The sequence below is a fragment of the Ahrensia sp. 13_GOM-1096m genome (assembly GCF_000620605.1).
Taxonomy (GTDB): Bacteria; Pseudomonadota; Alphaproteobacteria; order Rhizobiales; family Rhizobiaceae; genus Ahrensia; species Ahrensia kielensis.
In genome coordinates this window covers 1-15,579 of record NZ_KK211156.1, presented here as the reverse complement: position 1 = coordinate 15,579, position 15,579 = coordinate 1, and the positions used below count along the sequence as shown (strand labels likewise).

The following is a 15,579-nucleotide window of genomic DNA, read 5'->3' as shown; positions in this document are numbered from 1 at the left end:
TGGGATTTTAGGGCTCATGTAATTTTGCCAGTTAATTGTCTCACGGGATGGTCGTATGACCATCTACAATCAAAAATTATTTTTGCTAACTCGACGCAATGCACCTCGCAACGCGCGCGCCTGAGGCCTTTCAAAAAAAAGTTTATTACGATCAAAGCCCATTCTTTCCATTGCATCCTCTTCGCTCGGATGGGCGCTTTCAAAAACTGAAGACCAAATCAATCTCACCAAATCCACTTTACTAGTGGTCGCTTGTGACAAGCGCGATAAAGCAGGCAAGAGAACCCGTTCAATCTCTTCAAAATCGCTACCCAATGGAAAATCTGGCAAGAGCATATCTCGATAAGGCGTTAGCCAGTTTTCAAGCGCTTGCGGCGTGTTGTTTCTAAACTCTTCTGGTAGCTGATAGTTCTCCGAAAGCTTACCGCAGTTCTTTGCCTTTTTTACGAGAGCATTCTGAAATCGACTATCAGTGATAGCGATCATGCGCTTGATGACCTCTTCATCTGTTTGCCCTCTCAAGTCGGCTGCACCATATTCTGTGATGACGATGTCGCGCATATGGCGCGGTACTGATGTAACGGACAATTGCCACACAATATTGGATGTAGTTTTGCCACCACTGAATCGTGTTGCTGGCACTGTTAGGATTGCGCGGCCATCATCCAGCGCAAAAGCTTGTTCGAAAAAGTTAAATTGGCCACCTATACCGCTTACAACCGCCCCCGTTTCGGCCGCATCCGACATGGCATCGCCTAAAATGCTGACTTTCATCGAACTGTTGATAAACCGTGCGTCTACACGCGCAGTGCGCTTAGCCTCCTCATCGCCGTAAAGCGCATTGGTAAAGCTGACTGGCATCATCGCGATTTTTGCGCGTTTAGAGGGGGCCATCGCACGCAGTTGTTTATACATGTCGCGCGCTTCGACGAAAAATCCGGCATGAATTGAAACGCCATCAACTTCGCGCCGTATGATACCGCTTTCAAACAGAGCTAGAAGACCGCCAACCAGCATTTCGCTGACCGCATAAAGTCCCGTTTTGAAAGGTGCTATTTCGCCGCCGCTCAGCACAAAGGGCGACGTTTTCCAAACATCACCCAGAGCCGCTTTATCGCGAAGCATCAGCGCATGGGCAACAGCATCACCAATCGCACCTATACCGATCTGTAATGTGCCGCCATCAACAATCATTCGCGACACATGCAGCCCCATGGCATACTGCGCGTTTGAAACAGGCCGCCGCACAGCCGAGAACAAATCAACTTGCTCGGCCGGCTCCAGCAGCATTTCCAGTTCATTTTCAGGCAATGCCGCGGGTCCGTCCATAAATGGCAGCGCGTCACACAATTCACCAACAGCAATGAAATCCATTTTCCCTTGCTTTCGCAATTCAAACAGATCAGCAGAAATATCCGTATTGCATGAAAGACTGATGCGATTTCCATCGCGAGGTACCAGTTGCGATAGCAAATTGGGGTTTTGTGCAATCAACACATCACGCGCATGGGTGTAGTTAGCGGAAATATAGTGACGTTGAGCGTAGCTATTGCCCAGCCAAGTTGCGGCTTGAAAGAAAAACTCTGAAACCTCGATATTGTTTGGCAATTTATCCGCAGCAATTAAATCTGCATAAAGCAAAGACGGGTATCGACCAAACAGACGGTCCATCGCCGGTTCTAAAAAGCGTTTTTCTATGTCCGATCCAGCTTTGGGCCGTTGCAGCGTAAGCGCAGTAAATATCGACAATTTAAGATCAGGATCGGCAACGGCGAGCCGTGTCAATGCGTTCACAAGCGTTACAGGCTTTCCTAAACCCAGAGGCAAAGCGAGGCGAATATGACCACCCAAACGTTCAAACAGCGCGCGCGCCATCCTGTCAGCATCAGTATAAATACTTGGCCGATTAACCAATGGTGTTCCAACCGACATCGGGTGCAAAACGGGGACCGTGCGCGGCTTCCAGCTCTTTTAATCTTGAGATTATTTCTGATATTCCACGGTTATGGGCATAATGCATAGGACCGCCGCGAAACGGTGCCCATCCGGTTGCAAATATCATCGTCCCATCCACTTGATTTTCACTTTCCGCGATACCTTTGCGTAGCACTTCAACACACGCATTAATCATCGGCAAAATCAGGCGGTCAGTCAAATTCGGCGGCAGTTCTCCATCGAATGTCGGATGCGGTGTGCCTTCGGACCAATCATAAAATCCTTTACCAGATTTTTTGCCAACTTCGCCGCTTTCAACTTTACGGCATAACGTTTCAGATATTTTCGCCATTGGTTTGTCGAGATTATCCGCAAGCGACTCGGCCACATGCAGGCCGATATCAAGGCCTACTTGATCGGCTAATGTTACAGGCCCCATCGGCATGCCAAAGCGCAGCGCGGCAGTATCTATAACTTCCTTCGAAACCCCTTCATCCATGAGCACCATTGCTTCCATAAGGTACGGTGTGAGCGCGCGGTTGACGAGAAATCCAGGATAATCACGCACCTGTGCGGGTAATTTTCCAATCGTACCACAAAAAGCAGCCAAGCGTTTTGCGGTTTGCGAATCTGTCGCCTTTCCTTTGATAACCTCCACAACGTCAATTTTCGACACCGGATTGAAAAAGTGCAAACCAGCAAAAGAGGAATTCAGTGGTGCATAGGTAGCAAGCAAATCAATTGAAAGGCTGGATGTATTGGACGCTAAAATCGCGTCCTTCTTCATTTTACCTTTAAGTCCTGCATAAATTTCTTCCTTAATATCCACGCGTTCTGGCGCTGCCTCGATAATCAAATCAGCTTGCGCAATGCCATAGCCGTTCGGGTCTGGCATAAGACGGTCCAGTGCATCACGGGACTCGATATCGCTTAAATGCTTTGCTTTACAGATTTTTGCTGCCAATTTAATGGCATTACCAAGAGCATTGATTTCCAGATCGCTTAACGTGACCTGTTTACTCTTGATAGCGCAGACCGTTGCAATTTCCGCGCCCATCGCCCCTGCCCCGATTACATGCACATGTGCAATATGATCGTCGCCGCGCGCAGCATCCTTCAGAGATTGACGAAGGAAAAATACGCGTCTGAGATTTTTAGACGTGTCTGTTTTAAGTAAATCTGCAAAAGAGCGGATTTCCGCTACCTGCATTTTCTTCTCATCGGTGCCATGCTCTTCCCAAAGATCAATTAACGCATAGGGCGCAGGGTAATGCTCTTTGGGCGCCTTCTTTTCTGTTTCTCTGCGCATGGTACGCGCCACCAGACTGCGCGCCTGATCAAATTCAAGCGCACGGGCTTTTAGCCCTTGTCTGGTTTTTTCAACATTGCCGTCGGCAACATCGCAAACTGCACTGGCGACATGACGCTCTTCCACGACAAGTTCGGCAATACCCAGTGTTTTCGCGCGCTTGGTGTATGCCTTTTTTCCGGTCAGCATCATTGTCATCGCTTCCGTAGGGTCAATCAACGACGGAAGTCGGAAAGTACCACCGAGCCCTGGGTGCAAACCCAGTTGAACTTCAGGAAAGGCAAAGGTCGCACCATCCACCGCGATGCGGTAATCGCATGCCAGCGCCAATTCAAAGCCTGCGCCAAGCGCTGGACCATGCACAATACAAATCGTTGGGCAGCTTAATGCCTCAATCCGGTCCAGCACATCATGGCCCTGCTGGAGCAATTCGGCTGCACCGCTGCCCGACATTGCTTCGAAACTTGTAATATCAGCGCCCGCTGCAAAACCTGTTTTTTTGGCCGAACGGATAACCAGTGCTTTGGGCAGGTCAGATTCGGCAGATCTGATATGCGCATCCAATTCACGGATTACATCTTCTGAAATCGTATTGGTATTTGTGTCCGCCTTGTCGAGCACAAGCCATAAAATACCGGCTTCGTCACGGCCCGTGCGCCAATTACCAATGCGCGCGCCTGCCGGACCCAATTCCAATTTTTTTTCGCTTAAAAATGTGAGAACTTCGCCCGTCATTAAACTGCCTCCAATAGCATTGCACCGCCGAGGCCGCCGCCGATACATTCGGTTGCAATACCGCGTTTGGCACCGCGCTTTTTCATAGCGTTGGCCAAATGTAACACAATCCTGTTGCCGCTGGTGCCAACAGGGTGGCCCAATGAAATCGCTCCGCCATCAACATTCAACCGATCACGGTCTATGCGCCCAAAGGCATTGTCCATGCCCAGTAATTCACGGCAAAAATCAACATCTTCCCAAGCCGCTAGACAGGCCAGCAATTGTGCTGCGAAAGCCTCGTTGAGTTCCCATACATCAATATCTTCAAGTTTTAACTTATGCCTCTGCACGATCGGCGACACAGACATGACGGGCCCAAGGCCCATTATTGATGGGTCCAAAGCTGCCCATTCGCTGTCTGTAATCTCTGCGAGCGGCTCCAAGCTATACTCATCGACAGCCTTTTGCGATGCCAGAATGACCCAGCTTGCACCATCTGTGATCTGGCTTGAGTTACCAGCCGTTACCTTGCCATAAGGTTTCTCAAAAACCGGTTTGAGTTTTGCCAGCCCTGCCATATTACTATCGGGTCGCACGCCATCATCATGATCATACACCGCCCCGTCTCGGTCAAAGGCAGGTATCACTTCGCCGTTCAAAGTCCCGTCATTTTGCGCTTTAGCTAAGCGGTGATGACTCTGCATGGAATAAGTGTCAGCCTTTTCACGATCAATATTAAAATGGTGCGCGAGCACTTCTGCTGTCTGTCCCATATTTAACTCTGTAATCGGGTCTGTCAGACCGCGTTCCAGACCAATTACTGGTTTGAGAAACTCTGGCCTTACTCCCGCCATTGCGCGCGCTTGTTCCAGCGGTCCTTTTGCAGCGTTCATTCTGCCAAACCATTCTACTGCTGAATTGCGCAGTACCAACGGAGAATGACTGAGCGCTTCTGCGCCGCCAGCCAAAATCATTTGGTGCGATCCATCACGTATATAGCGGTAAGCTGTATCAATACTCTGCATACCGGAGCCGCAATTGATCTGCATTGTGAACGCAACCATCTGTTCGCCAAGTCCAAGACGCAGCGCGGCCACACGTGCAGGATTCATTTCATCCGCAATAACATTGACACAGCCAAGGATAACGAGATCAAAAACCTTACGGTCAAAATACTGCCGTGCCAGCAAAGGACGCCCACACTGCACAGCAAGGTCAACGGGGGTAAAAGGCCCCGGAGCACCGCGTGCTTTTAAAAAAGGTGTTCGAGCGCCATCGACAAGAAACACTCGTTGCTTTTGATGTTTTTTCATTCTGCAGCCTCTATCGCTCGCTCATCCGAAGATTGATTACCTATTGCTGTTGGGTTGCGGTATAAATCTGCAAACTCGTCCGGCGAATATTCATCGACAGCAACAACCTTATCAACAAGCGACTTCATCTCTTTGAGATTTGCCCATTCCGCATCATCGAGCAATCCAGCTTCGAGTGCTTCCTCAGGTGACTTCTTCGCATCGCGCAAGCGCTTCATCACTGGCGCCATATCTATCACTTTAGGGTAGCAATCGTTGAGCACCTGCAAAGCATCACCATTGGCACCTTTAAACAATTGACCCGTAATGCGGTTGCGCGTGGCAGAAGGTTCAAAAATCAGGTCACTACATATTGCTGCAAGTTGATCGCTTGGTCCGGCAACCGTTGAACCAGGCAGTGTGAAGAACTTCAAAATCCAAGCAGCCCAACGGGCCGGTAGATTATTTATCACTTCATCCAAGGCCGCTTGAACACGTTTCAAACCTGCCGCTGCAGCATATTCTAAGACGGGAAGATCTGCATTTTGTCGCCCTTCGTCTTCCCACCGTTTAAGCGCAGCGGATAGAATATACATTTCTGATAGGATATCGCCCATACGGCCAGAAATCATCTCTTTGCGTTTGAGTTCACCGCCGAGTGTTAGAAATGCAAAATCAGCAGTTAGCGCATAAGCAGCCGACCACCGCGCCAACTGTCGATAAATGGGCGTTGCTTTTCCGGCATCAGGCGCAGGCGCAAATCGTCCGCCTGTCCATGCCCTGCCCCAAGCGCGAAACAAAGTCATGGTTGTGTGGCCGACATGCGCCCAAAATGATTTATCAAACATTTCAAGTGATTTATGTGGATCAAACTCCTGCAATGCCAAGATATTGTCGAGCATATGGGGGTGCGCACGAATTGACCCCTGCCCAAAAATTATCAAACTGCGCGTAACGATATTTGCGCCTTCCACCGTAATTCCAATTGGTACAGCGCGATAGAGCGGCAAAAGATAATTTGAAGGGCCGTCAATTACAGCCTTACCAGAATGAACATCCATTGCGTCATTGATCGCTTCACGCATCTTGAACGTAGCATGAGCCTTCATGATAGCTGATATAACGGATAGAGCGCGTCCTTCATCAAGACCTGCGCATGTTAAATGTCGAGCAGCATCCATTGCATAAGCATCAGCCGCAAGGCGTCCCATACGGGCTTGAACCCCACCAAATTTACCAATGGGAAGGTTAAACTGTTCACGAATACGCGCATAAGCTCCTGTCGTATGAGCACTATAAGCAATCGCCGCACACCCCATTGACGGTAGTGAAATACCCCGCCCTGCAGCAAGTGCGCTCATTAGCATCATCCAGCCCTTGCCCGCAAATTCAGGACCTCCGATAATATAATCAAGCGGTATGAAAACATCTTTACCTGTCGTGGGTCCATTCATGAACATTGTCGATGATGGCAGGTGGCGCCGACCTGTTTCAACACCGTCAAGACCAGTGGGCACCAATGCGCACGTAATGCCTAATCCTTCCTCATTACCCAACAAAGCATCAGGATCGCGGAGCTTAAAAGCCAACCCCAAAACGGTACAAACAGGTGAGAGCGTGATGTAACGCTTCGCCCAGTTGAGGCGAATACCGAGCACTTCCTCCCCGTCCCAATGGCCTTTACAGATAACGCCTTCATCCACCATTGCCGACGCATCCGAACCAGCCTCGGCGCTTGTTAAGCCAAATGCAGGTAACTCACGCCCATCAGCCAAGCGTGGAAGCCAGTAGTCTTTTTGCTCGTCAGTACCAAACTGGTGAAGCAATTCACCGGGGCCGAGCGAATTGGGCACCATCACAGTAACCGCAGCGGCAACGGAACGGGTGGAAATGTAACGCACTATCTCTGAATGAGCGAAAGCAGAAAATCCTAACCCGCCATGTGATTTGGGAATTATCATGCCAAAGAACTTATTGTCGCGTAAGAATTGCCAGACTTCTGCGGGCAAATCACCGTCGATTTGATTGATTTTCCAATCATCAATCATGCCGCAGAGTTCTTGGCATGGACCATCAAAAAATAATTGTTCTTCCACGCTCAATTGCGGCGTCTTCACATCCAGCAATTTAGACCAATCCGGATTGCCAGAAAACAGTTCAGCTTCCCACCAGACTTCACCAGCTGTGAGTGCTTCACTTTCTGTCTGTGACAGTGCGGGCAGAGCCTTCTTCGCCCATCTGTGAATTGGTCTTGTAAGTATTTTCGCGCGCAAACTATTCATGACTAGGAACCTCCAAGTCGTTAACGCGGTTTACGCAACCAAAGTTCCAACTACCTCAGCTTAAATCCTAGTAATTTGACGAATATAGTATGTCTGTACATTTTCAATGTGTGCGGCTCTATACCGTTAAACGGCTCCACAAAACTAATTGGCCTAGTTTCATTTCATGAGATGTCAAAAATCTAGCATTTTAATCTCTTGATAATGACCACCTTTGTCGCGCTCACTTCTCCCAATCAGTACCCACGGCATCATCGTCTTTATCTTTGGCTTCCTCGATAACATCATCTGTCTCATCGACATCTTGATTATCGGCATCACTGATCTCTGGTGATTGCGTTTCTTTTGCATCCAACGCCAATTTATAGAACATGGGAAAATGGTCAGAGCCAATTTTTGGCATACGTTCCATGTGTATTATTTTAAAGTGACCAGAATGAAAAATATGGTCCAGTGGCCACCTGATAAAAATGTATCGCGCATCAAAAGTATTATACATGCCGCGTCCTTCTCGCGGATCTAAAAGTCTTGAAACTCTCATGAACCGGCGGGTGGTTCTCGACCATGCAACATCATTGAGATCGCCAGCAACGATGAGAGGACCGTCATAATTCCGCACTTTTTTTGCAACTATAGATATTTCACCATCCCGACCAACGGTATCTTTAGTCAAGACAGGAGGCTCAGGATGCAATGCAATTAATCGGAACTGATCGCCACTATCGTGCTCCATCACAATATCAAATGATGGAACTTCACTTTTCAAAAGATAGTTTATTTGGCTCGATATGAGCGGGTATTTCGAGACGATAAGCATTCCGTAGCTTGTTTCGCTTGGGCAGGAAACATTATATTTATACTCCTGAACAATGTCGCTAAGAGCTTCCATCCATGCATTATCTACCTCAATCAACAACGCGATATCCGGATTGCGTTGCTTGATCAAATGAATAAGTCTGCCATAGTCACGGTTTCCCATTTTGACGTTAGAAACCATCAAGTTTATTGTCGAAACTTCGGCTTCATTCCCGTCAAAATTGCAAACAACACGCCTCCATAAAGGACTAAATTTTGCAATTTTTGTGAGCTGCAAAGCTAAGGCCGCTACCAGCAACAAAAAAACGATCCCAGAACTAAACGTATAAGGCAAAACAATTAAAGCAATTAGGAAGGTGACACCGGAGAGTGTTGCAATTTGTAGCCGCGGGAAATCAAAGGCCCGCACCGCGCCATGTCCAATTGGCAATAAAGGTACAGTGCTCGTTAGCAAGCAAATCACTGCAATAGAACCTAAAAACCCGATCACGAACTTTACACCTTTACTTCCGATCTAGCGGTAAGCACAGCTAAACTCGGCTACAGTACTTCATATCTGAAAGCGGGCAGACGAACTACAGGACCCGCTCCACACTAACTCTTAGGAGGCCTGCTTAGTTGCAAAGATTCGCTAATTCCTATTCGCTTTTTGACCAAAACCACGAACGCAAAAATTAGCATGTTCCTAATGGTTTACATTTTGCTTATAATCCGTTGATACCGCTTCTACGTATTTGACTGGTGGTCCGTTAGCGTCTCCAGTGGAACCGTTAATGACCATATCAATCCTGCAGGTTCATAAGTAATTGTACTTACACCATTAAGAGCCATCGCCGCAAACCGTTCTAATATTTGCGAGCCAAAGCCTTTGTCTTTTGGTATTTTGACTTTTCGTCCACCTCGCTCTTGCCAAAGAAATTCTAATTTCTGGATACCATCGACATCGAATGTTTTCCATGAGACATCAACACGACCTTTAGCATTTCTCAAGCTTCCATGCTTACCAGCATTCGTTGCCAGCTCATGAATTGCCATACCAAGATGCTGTACGGCTTCTGCACGCAAATTGATGTCAGGCCCCTTAAGGCAGATATTTTGACCTATATTACCAAAATTTGATAATTGCTTTTCAAGTAATTCACTTATTGGCACCCCGCCCCACTCACGTGCAGTCAATAAATCAATGGAAAAACCCAAACCCATGACACGATCAATCAGGGTTTTTGTCATTTCTTCAGTTGAATTAGCGCGACGGGAACTTTGCCTAACCATCGAAATGACGACAGCGATAAGATTTTTGGTTCGATGAGCAAGTTCGCGCATTACCACAGTGATCGTATCTTCGCGTTGACTACGGTCAAATGACGCATCGGAAAGCGCTTTAGCCACTGTGTCAATTTCAGAAATACGTGAAGCAAGGGGGGAAACAATTTCCCCAGTACCTAATTGCTTCGCCATACGAGCAATACCGCGAATAGATTTTCGCAGGTAAAATGAAAAAAGATAGAAAACTACGGCCGATAGAATTGCAAAGAATAGACTTCCAAAAATTAAGATTTTCCAAGCGTCATATACCGACTCTTGCGCCATAGCCACGGGCCCTTGAACGATAACCTTCCAATCTGCTCCACGCACTTTTACAGCTGTTAGAACATCCCCTTCGTCTCTGATGTATACGCTTTGCTGTGTGTCAGATAGTATTCTCTCCAAATCGACATTAGGTGGAAGATCAACTAAATCACCTGGGCTTTTTTTAGTTCTGTCTGATGACACCACGACGCGTCCCGATCCGTCAACAATTGAAGCAATCCAAGATTTAGGCAGTGATATTGTCTGAAAAACACTTTCCAATTCTTGGGCGTTACGTGTTGTTATGATCGCTCTTGCCGTGGTTTCACGACGAGGTGGCAGGGCTTTAGTGACGTTAAACACCCACTGTTCGCTCGTCCTTCCCTTAAATATGCCGGAAACGTGAATATCATTCCGAGATAGTACAGTGGCAAGCCCCCCCAAGTCAGAAATAGCACCTAGTTCTGTGTTAAAAGGGACGCGCGTATTTAATAGCTGTTGGCCGTCCTCACGAACAACGATGATAAAATTTGCTGTATCCTTAAGTGCGAATCGTGTTTTCGCATGAAAATCTTGTAGGTTTCCTTCTGCCAATTCCTGAGCAGAGGAAACTACATTCAAGGTTTGCGTCATACTCTCTATAATATGTTGAGTACCTTGGGAAACGGCAACCGCCGTCCTCAATGTGCGTCGCTCAAGTGCTGCATCTTCAGATATTTTTAACTGCGCAACCAGAAATAAGAAAAATAAAAACAGTGGCAAAAACAGCAAAAACAATAAGGCTGTTAGCCAAACAGATATTGAAAACCGCTTCATTTATTCCCTCGCAGCGATACAAATTTATTGCATGCTCAAATAAATCCATCATTGTTGGTATCCTTTTCATGCACGGCATGACGAGGTATTCAATAAGATAATTAAAAACAGAGCCTTATCAATCGAATTGCTTTGAATTATAAATTTTATCTGGGGAAATCATAGTTGTTAGACATCTATGATCGATGGATTAGTGTCGGCTTGTTCTTGCTGATAATATTTCAGCGCTTGCACATTGCTACTCCATGTTTAAATCAAGTGCAGTGAGGCTAAATAATATAAATTGCTAGCTTTTATCTTTCATGCCAACGGCAATCTGTACACGTCTTAATAAAGCTAACACAATAACACCGAGCAGTGTTGTGATCAGCGCAATAGGCCAATAACCAAGACCTGCCGCCAATCCAATTGCAGCACTAATCCACATGCTGGCACCAGTTGTAAGACCCTTCACTTTACCCTGAGTGAAGACAACGATTCCAGCGGCTAGAAAAGCGACTCCGTTTGTAACAGCTTCCACAAGCCTTATTGGGTCAGCTTGAACATCTTCACCAGCTAAGGGCGAATTCAACATCGTAAGGGTAATTATTGCGAAACAAGCGGCAGCGGCTCCAACGAGCATATTTGTGCGAAGACCAGCGGTATTTTTATGCACTTCGCGTTCATAACCGATCAATCCGCAAAGAAGGGCTGCACCAATTAACCGCACTGTGATGATAAGAATTGATGGATCGCTGATTGTTGAAAATTCGTTTTTCAGTTGTTCGAACATTTCACCTCGCCAGTTTTTATTTAAAAACCAAACGGCGAAATATGCGTAAAGTTCCCAAGCGGATCTTCGCATTTTTGATCGGAGCTAATACTAGGATCCGTTGTTCCGAATTAAACCAAAAGGCAGAACTAAATTGGTTTACATTTTATCGTTGGCGATGTGCTTGACGGGATGCTGTGTTCTTATGTGGAAGGCTGCTGCGATATGTGAAAATACAAGCAAAACTGAACAGCTAAAGTATCTTCGGAAACTTTTAGCGCGATAAACGTCATACTTCTGAAAGGGAAGACAATAGAAATTTAACGCTAAATTACTGGAATACAACTTAAAAATTGGCCTCTAACTGAGACGCTTTTTCTCGAAAAAAAAGCTGCAGCTTATCAGCTGCAGCTAATTTAAGCTTATTCCTTCTTATGGAGATCACGCTTAGCGCGAACGTCTTTGTCCATTTTCTCAAAGCTTTCTACCACACCGTCTGCCTCTTTCTTCACATCTGGCACCGCTTCGCGCTGGTTGCGCACATTGCGTTGGTCATTAGCCTGAAGGTCATTGTCGCCCATTTTGTCCTGAGCCAAGTCCACTTCCTTGATATTGGTATTAGATCTTTCAGGTTTTGTCATTTTCATCTCCCTTCGCTGTTATTAAACCAATGCTCAGACATGAAAAAAGTTGCTGAAAATAATTGCTTTTGGGGCACCCAAATATCAAGGCGATCGTCTCATACTGTCACTTAATCGCTTCTCAGCTTGGTTCTTCTACACAATGAGATAAATACCCAAAGCATAAGGCAAGATCGCAAGGAGAAAAACCAATCCATCCTCGGTCAACATTGAGATAACAAGCAGAGTCACTCCAATCGCCGCGATTGAGGAAGAGAAAGGAACAAATTCCAAAAAAGGCATTGAAAGCCCTGTAAATAGGCACACCAATTGCGGAATCCAGATAAACGGTCGATGAAATAGGAATTGTATTCGCGGCCGAGAGTGCTTGTCGATCCATTTTATTATTGGCGCAATTTTATCAATAGAACGACTAAGCTTATCCGGATCAATTGAATGCGATCGCAGCTTTTTTGGGAGATAGATTTCTCGGAAATTAAATATAAGCTCAAAAGAAAATAGCGCTATAATCAGGCCGCCCACAGCAGAAACTCCAGGAATGCCCGAAAGCGGGGTTGCAACAATGAGTGCGGGCAACAACATAGCAGGCAACAGGCTTTTATCGCCGATAATAGAAAGCAAGTCCGTTATTTTAATTTCGTCGGTTGCGTCCTCGCAGCCCAACTTTACCTCATCCACTATCCGGCTGAGGCGACCTAGTTTGCCACTCGCTTTATCATCGCACATACGTGCATTGCTCCTTACTCTGGGAGGCTAATTGCTAGCAGTCGGTAATTATCCCGATACAGGTTCACCACCGTTGGGATGTAGAACTTGACCTGTTATGTAACTAGAATCTTGGCATGCTAAGAACAGGAAACTTGGAGCAACTTCATTCGGCTGCCCTGGCCGTCCTAATGGAGAATCCTTGCCAAAACGCTCAACCTTATCAGGTGGAAATGATGCTGGAATAAGCGGTGTCCAAATTGGTCCTGGAGCAACGCCGTTTACACGGATATTCTTATCAGCCAATTTTGATGCCAGTGCGCGCACTAGTGCCAGTATTGCACCTTTTGTTGACGAATAGTCCAGCAATAAGTCTTGCCCCCTGTAAGCGGTGACAGAAGTGGTACATACAATCGATGCTCCTTGATTAAGGTGCGGCATTGCCGCCTGAAGTATGTAAAAACTTCCAAAAACATTGGTTTGAAATGTTTGTTCGAGTTGCTCTTCGGAGATGTCCTCAAATTTTTCTACGGCATGCTGTTCAGCAGCATTGGCAACGATGACGTCCAACTTGCCCAGCTTTTCAACTGCTTCAAGGACGGCATTTTCACAAAATTGTTTGTCCGCAACATCACCCTTAATCAAAATACAGCGCGTACCCTCATCTTCAACGTGTTTCCGCGTTTTCTCAGCGTCTTCCGTTTCATCGAGATAAATTATAGCAATAGATGCCCCTTCACGTGCATAAAGTATTGCCGTCGCGCGACCAATGCCGGAATCGCCTCCGGTTATAACTGCAACTTTATCTTTCAGCCGCCCCGACCCGGCATATCGCGGCATGTATTCTGGTTCTGGCGACATTTCCTGTTCTAGACCGGGTTGTCTTTGCTCCGTTTCCATCTCAATTTTCCTCCTTATCTACAGTTTCTGGCAAATCATCATGATCAGTCGACGCTAAGTCTTCCAGCTCTTGCTCTTTCATTGAATCATACATTTCTTTTGATGCGCCTTTCAGCTCAGAGACTTTGGTTTCGCCACGTTTTGCCGAAAGAGCTGCACCAGCTGCCTTTTGTTGCGATTTGGATTTTGCAGGCATAAAAACCTCCGGTGTTATGATTAGGCTTTTGTGTTGAACATCATAGAAACGCACGAAGTTAGAAAATGTTGCTGTAATTGAGCGCAAAATGCATCGAGAATGACGATAATCAAAGGTGAGCGGCCCCTTTGAAAACCACAATCCGTAGCTCCAGTAGAATTTATTCGACGTAGCTCAGGCTGAATGGAATCTGAATTGCGGCCAAATTGCGCGGACAATAATCTTAGTTGGCAAAGATTATTTGCGAGGTGAAGGAGGCTAACTTAACACCCAACTTCTAGCTAACTGGCACTGACAGCAGAGCAATTTTGCACGTAAAGAAAAACACTCACCGGGAACAAACCTTATCTCCGCTCGTTCATCTTTCAAACAGATAGGAAAAGAGATCATGGCTGATTATAAAAAAGAGTTTTGGGACCGTTTGGAAGATGTACGTGCAGGGTTGATGGAAGTGGATGGCCGCTTGTTCCCCATGTCCCCAAATGTTTCTGATGAAGACGACGGTGTGATCTGGTTCTTAACTGCCCATGGCACTGATGCGGCAAAGGCCGCACAAGCAGGTAAAACCATTCGGTTCGCGTTTTGCGATACAGGTTCAGGTTTGCACGGGTCGGTGAAAGGCACAGCCGCTGTTTCGAACAACAAAGAAAAATTGGACGAAATCTGGAGTTTTGTTGCTGCTTCTTGGTATGAAGACGGTAAAGAAGACCCAGACTTGGTGCTGGTTCAATTCACCCCCAAAGAGGGTGAAATTTGGCTCAGCCCTGAAAGCGGCGCCATCTTCTTGTTTGAAACCATTAAAGCAAACATCACTGACGAAAAACCGGACTTAGGTGGCCGCGCCACGTTAACTTTCTAGATCATGAAAGAATCTCTTCTCAATCGTCCTGAGGGTCTTTATTGCCCCTCAGGGGTCTTGTCAGAGGAACTTTAAGCTGATGTGAAAGGCCACACAAACAATAATCATGCCGAGCACAAAATACGCCAGTCGTTTAACGACTGATCGCGTAATTGTTTAAAATTTGGTCGGCTCAAGAAATGGCGTTGATGGTTAAATTGGTTGAAAACGGCGGCATGAATAGACGAGAACTTTTGCAAACTTGCCATAGATCGGAAGCGCCCCATTGCCCGTTCTCGTCGCCTAAAATGAAGATGTGAATTCTCGACCTGATTATTCTGATATTGCCCTGTCTCGTGCCGATGGCGCATACCCAGATCACGTAAAGCAGCGTTGTAGGAGCCAAGTTTATCCGTAACTATTTCAGCGGGGGAACCGTACTTGGAAAGCAATTTCTTTAGTACTTTCAATGCAGCGCGTCGATCTCGACGCTTCGAAACATAGCTTTCCAATACCGTGCCTTCATGATCAATGGCACGCCAGAGGTAGTATCTTTTACCATTTATTTTGACAAAAACCTCGTCAATATGCCAACGCCAATTTGAGTGATGCCCTGCTCGTTGCTGCCTAACTTTATTTGCCAACAAAGGGCCAAAACGGTTCCACCAAGAGCGCACCGTTTCGTGGCAGATATCGATTCCGCGTTCATGCAGAATATCCTCCACTTGCCGCAAACTGAGTGGAAAACGGACATAATACATCACGGCTAATTTGATGATTTCAGGCGAAGTTTTAAAATACTTAAAAATATT

Annotated in this window: 13 protein-coding genes; 1 reads left to right on the top strand and 12 read right to left on the bottom strand. The window is 46.5% G+C overall.

Annotation, left to right across the window (positions count from 1 at the left end):
- Positions 1-69: 69 nt before the first annotated feature.
- From N530_RS0113860 to N530_RS0113810, 11 genes are all read right to left on the bottom strand, one after another.
- Complete coding sequence (locus N530_RS0113860; protein WP_026481179.1) at positions 70-1,914, bottom strand: acetyl-CoA hydrolase/transferase C-terminal domain-containing protein; 1,845 nt, start codon at positions 1,912-1,914, stop codon at positions 70-72.
- Entirely contained in the window at positions 1,907-3,979 is a 2,073-nt protein-coding gene (locus N530_RS0113855) for a 3-hydroxyacyl-CoA dehydrogenase NAD-binding domain-containing protein (RefSeq protein WP_026481178.1), read from the bottom strand. Before N530_RS0113855 ends, N530_RS0113860 begins: the two co-directional genes overlap by 8 nt.
- Positions 3,979-5,274: an acetyl-CoA C-acetyltransferase gene (locus N530_RS0113850; RefSeq protein ID WP_026481177.1), complete on the bottom strand. Its 1,296-nt coding sequence runs from the start codon at positions 5,272-5,274 to the stop codon at positions 3,979-3,981. Before N530_RS0113850 ends, N530_RS0113855 begins: the two co-directional genes overlap by 1 nt.
- Positions 5,271-7,535 (bottom strand): acyl-CoA dehydrogenase, encoded by a 2,265-nt coding sequence (locus N530_RS18255; protein ID WP_035267241.1) that lies wholly within the window; start codon positions 7,533-7,535, stop codon positions 5,271-5,273. The genes N530_RS0113850 and N530_RS18255 overlap by 4 nt, the downstream gene beginning before the upstream one ends.
- 223 nt (positions 7,536-7,758) lie before the next feature.
- Complete coding sequence (locus N530_RS0113840; protein WP_026481176.1) at positions 7,759-8,841, bottom strand: endonuclease/exonuclease/phosphatase family protein; 1,083 nt, start codon at positions 8,839-8,841, stop codon at positions 7,759-7,761.
- Between the two features lie 236 nt (positions 8,842-9,077).
- Positions 9,078-10,736 (bottom strand): sensor histidine kinase, encoded by a 1,659-nt coding sequence (locus tag N530_RS0113835; RefSeq protein ID WP_026481175.1) that lies wholly within the window; start codon positions 10,734-10,736, stop codon positions 9,078-9,080.
- Between the two features lie 286 nt (positions 10,737-11,022).
- The gene (locus N530_RS0113830; RefSeq protein ID WP_026481174.1) at positions 11,023-11,508 is read right to left on the bottom strand and encodes an MgtC/SapB family protein; all 486 of its coding nucleotides are present in this window, start codon (positions 11,506-11,508) and stop codon (positions 11,023-11,025) included.
- Between the two features lie 401 nt (positions 11,509-11,909).
- Complete coding sequence (locus N530_RS0113825) at positions 11,910-12,128, bottom strand: hypothetical protein (RefSeq protein WP_026481173.1); 219 nt, start codon at positions 12,126-12,128, stop codon at positions 11,910-11,912.
- Positions 12,129-12,263: 135 nt separating this feature from the next.
- The gene (locus N530_RS18250; RefSeq protein WP_035267239.1) at positions 12,264-12,854 is read right to left on the bottom strand and encodes an exopolysaccharide biosynthesis protein; all 591 of its coding nucleotides are present in this window, start codon (positions 12,852-12,854) and stop codon (positions 12,264-12,266) included.
- Between the two features lie 48 nt (positions 12,855-12,902).
- The gene (locus N530_RS0113815) at positions 12,903-13,733 is read right to left on the bottom strand and encodes an SDR family oxidoreductase (RefSeq protein WP_026481172.1); all 831 of its coding nucleotides are present in this window, start codon (positions 13,731-13,733) and stop codon (positions 12,903-12,905) included.
- Between the two features lies 1 nt (position 13,734).
- Positions 13,735-13,929, bottom strand: coding sequence for a DUF3008 family protein (locus N530_RS0113810; RefSeq protein ID WP_026481171.1), 195 nt, complete (start codon positions 13,927-13,929; stop codon positions 13,735-13,737).
- Between the two features lie 388 nt (positions 13,930-14,317).
- Between N530_RS0113810 and N530_RS0113805 the strand changes: the two genes are divergently transcribed.
- The gene (locus tag N530_RS0113805; RefSeq protein ID WP_026481170.1) at positions 14,318-14,788 is read left to right on the top strand and encodes a pyridoxamine 5'-phosphate oxidase family protein; all 471 of its coding nucleotides are present in this window, start codon (positions 14,318-14,320) and stop codon (positions 14,786-14,788) included.
- A gap of 104 nt (positions 14,789-14,892) precedes the next feature.
- Here the strand turns inward: N530_RS0113805 and N530_RS0113800 are convergent, their stop codons facing one another.
- Positions 14,893-15,576 (bottom strand): IS6 family transposase, encoded by a 684-nt coding sequence (locus tag N530_RS0113800; RefSeq protein ID WP_026481169.1) that lies wholly within the window; start codon positions 15,574-15,576, stop codon positions 14,893-14,895.
- Positions 15,577-15,579: the final 3 nt, after the last annotated feature.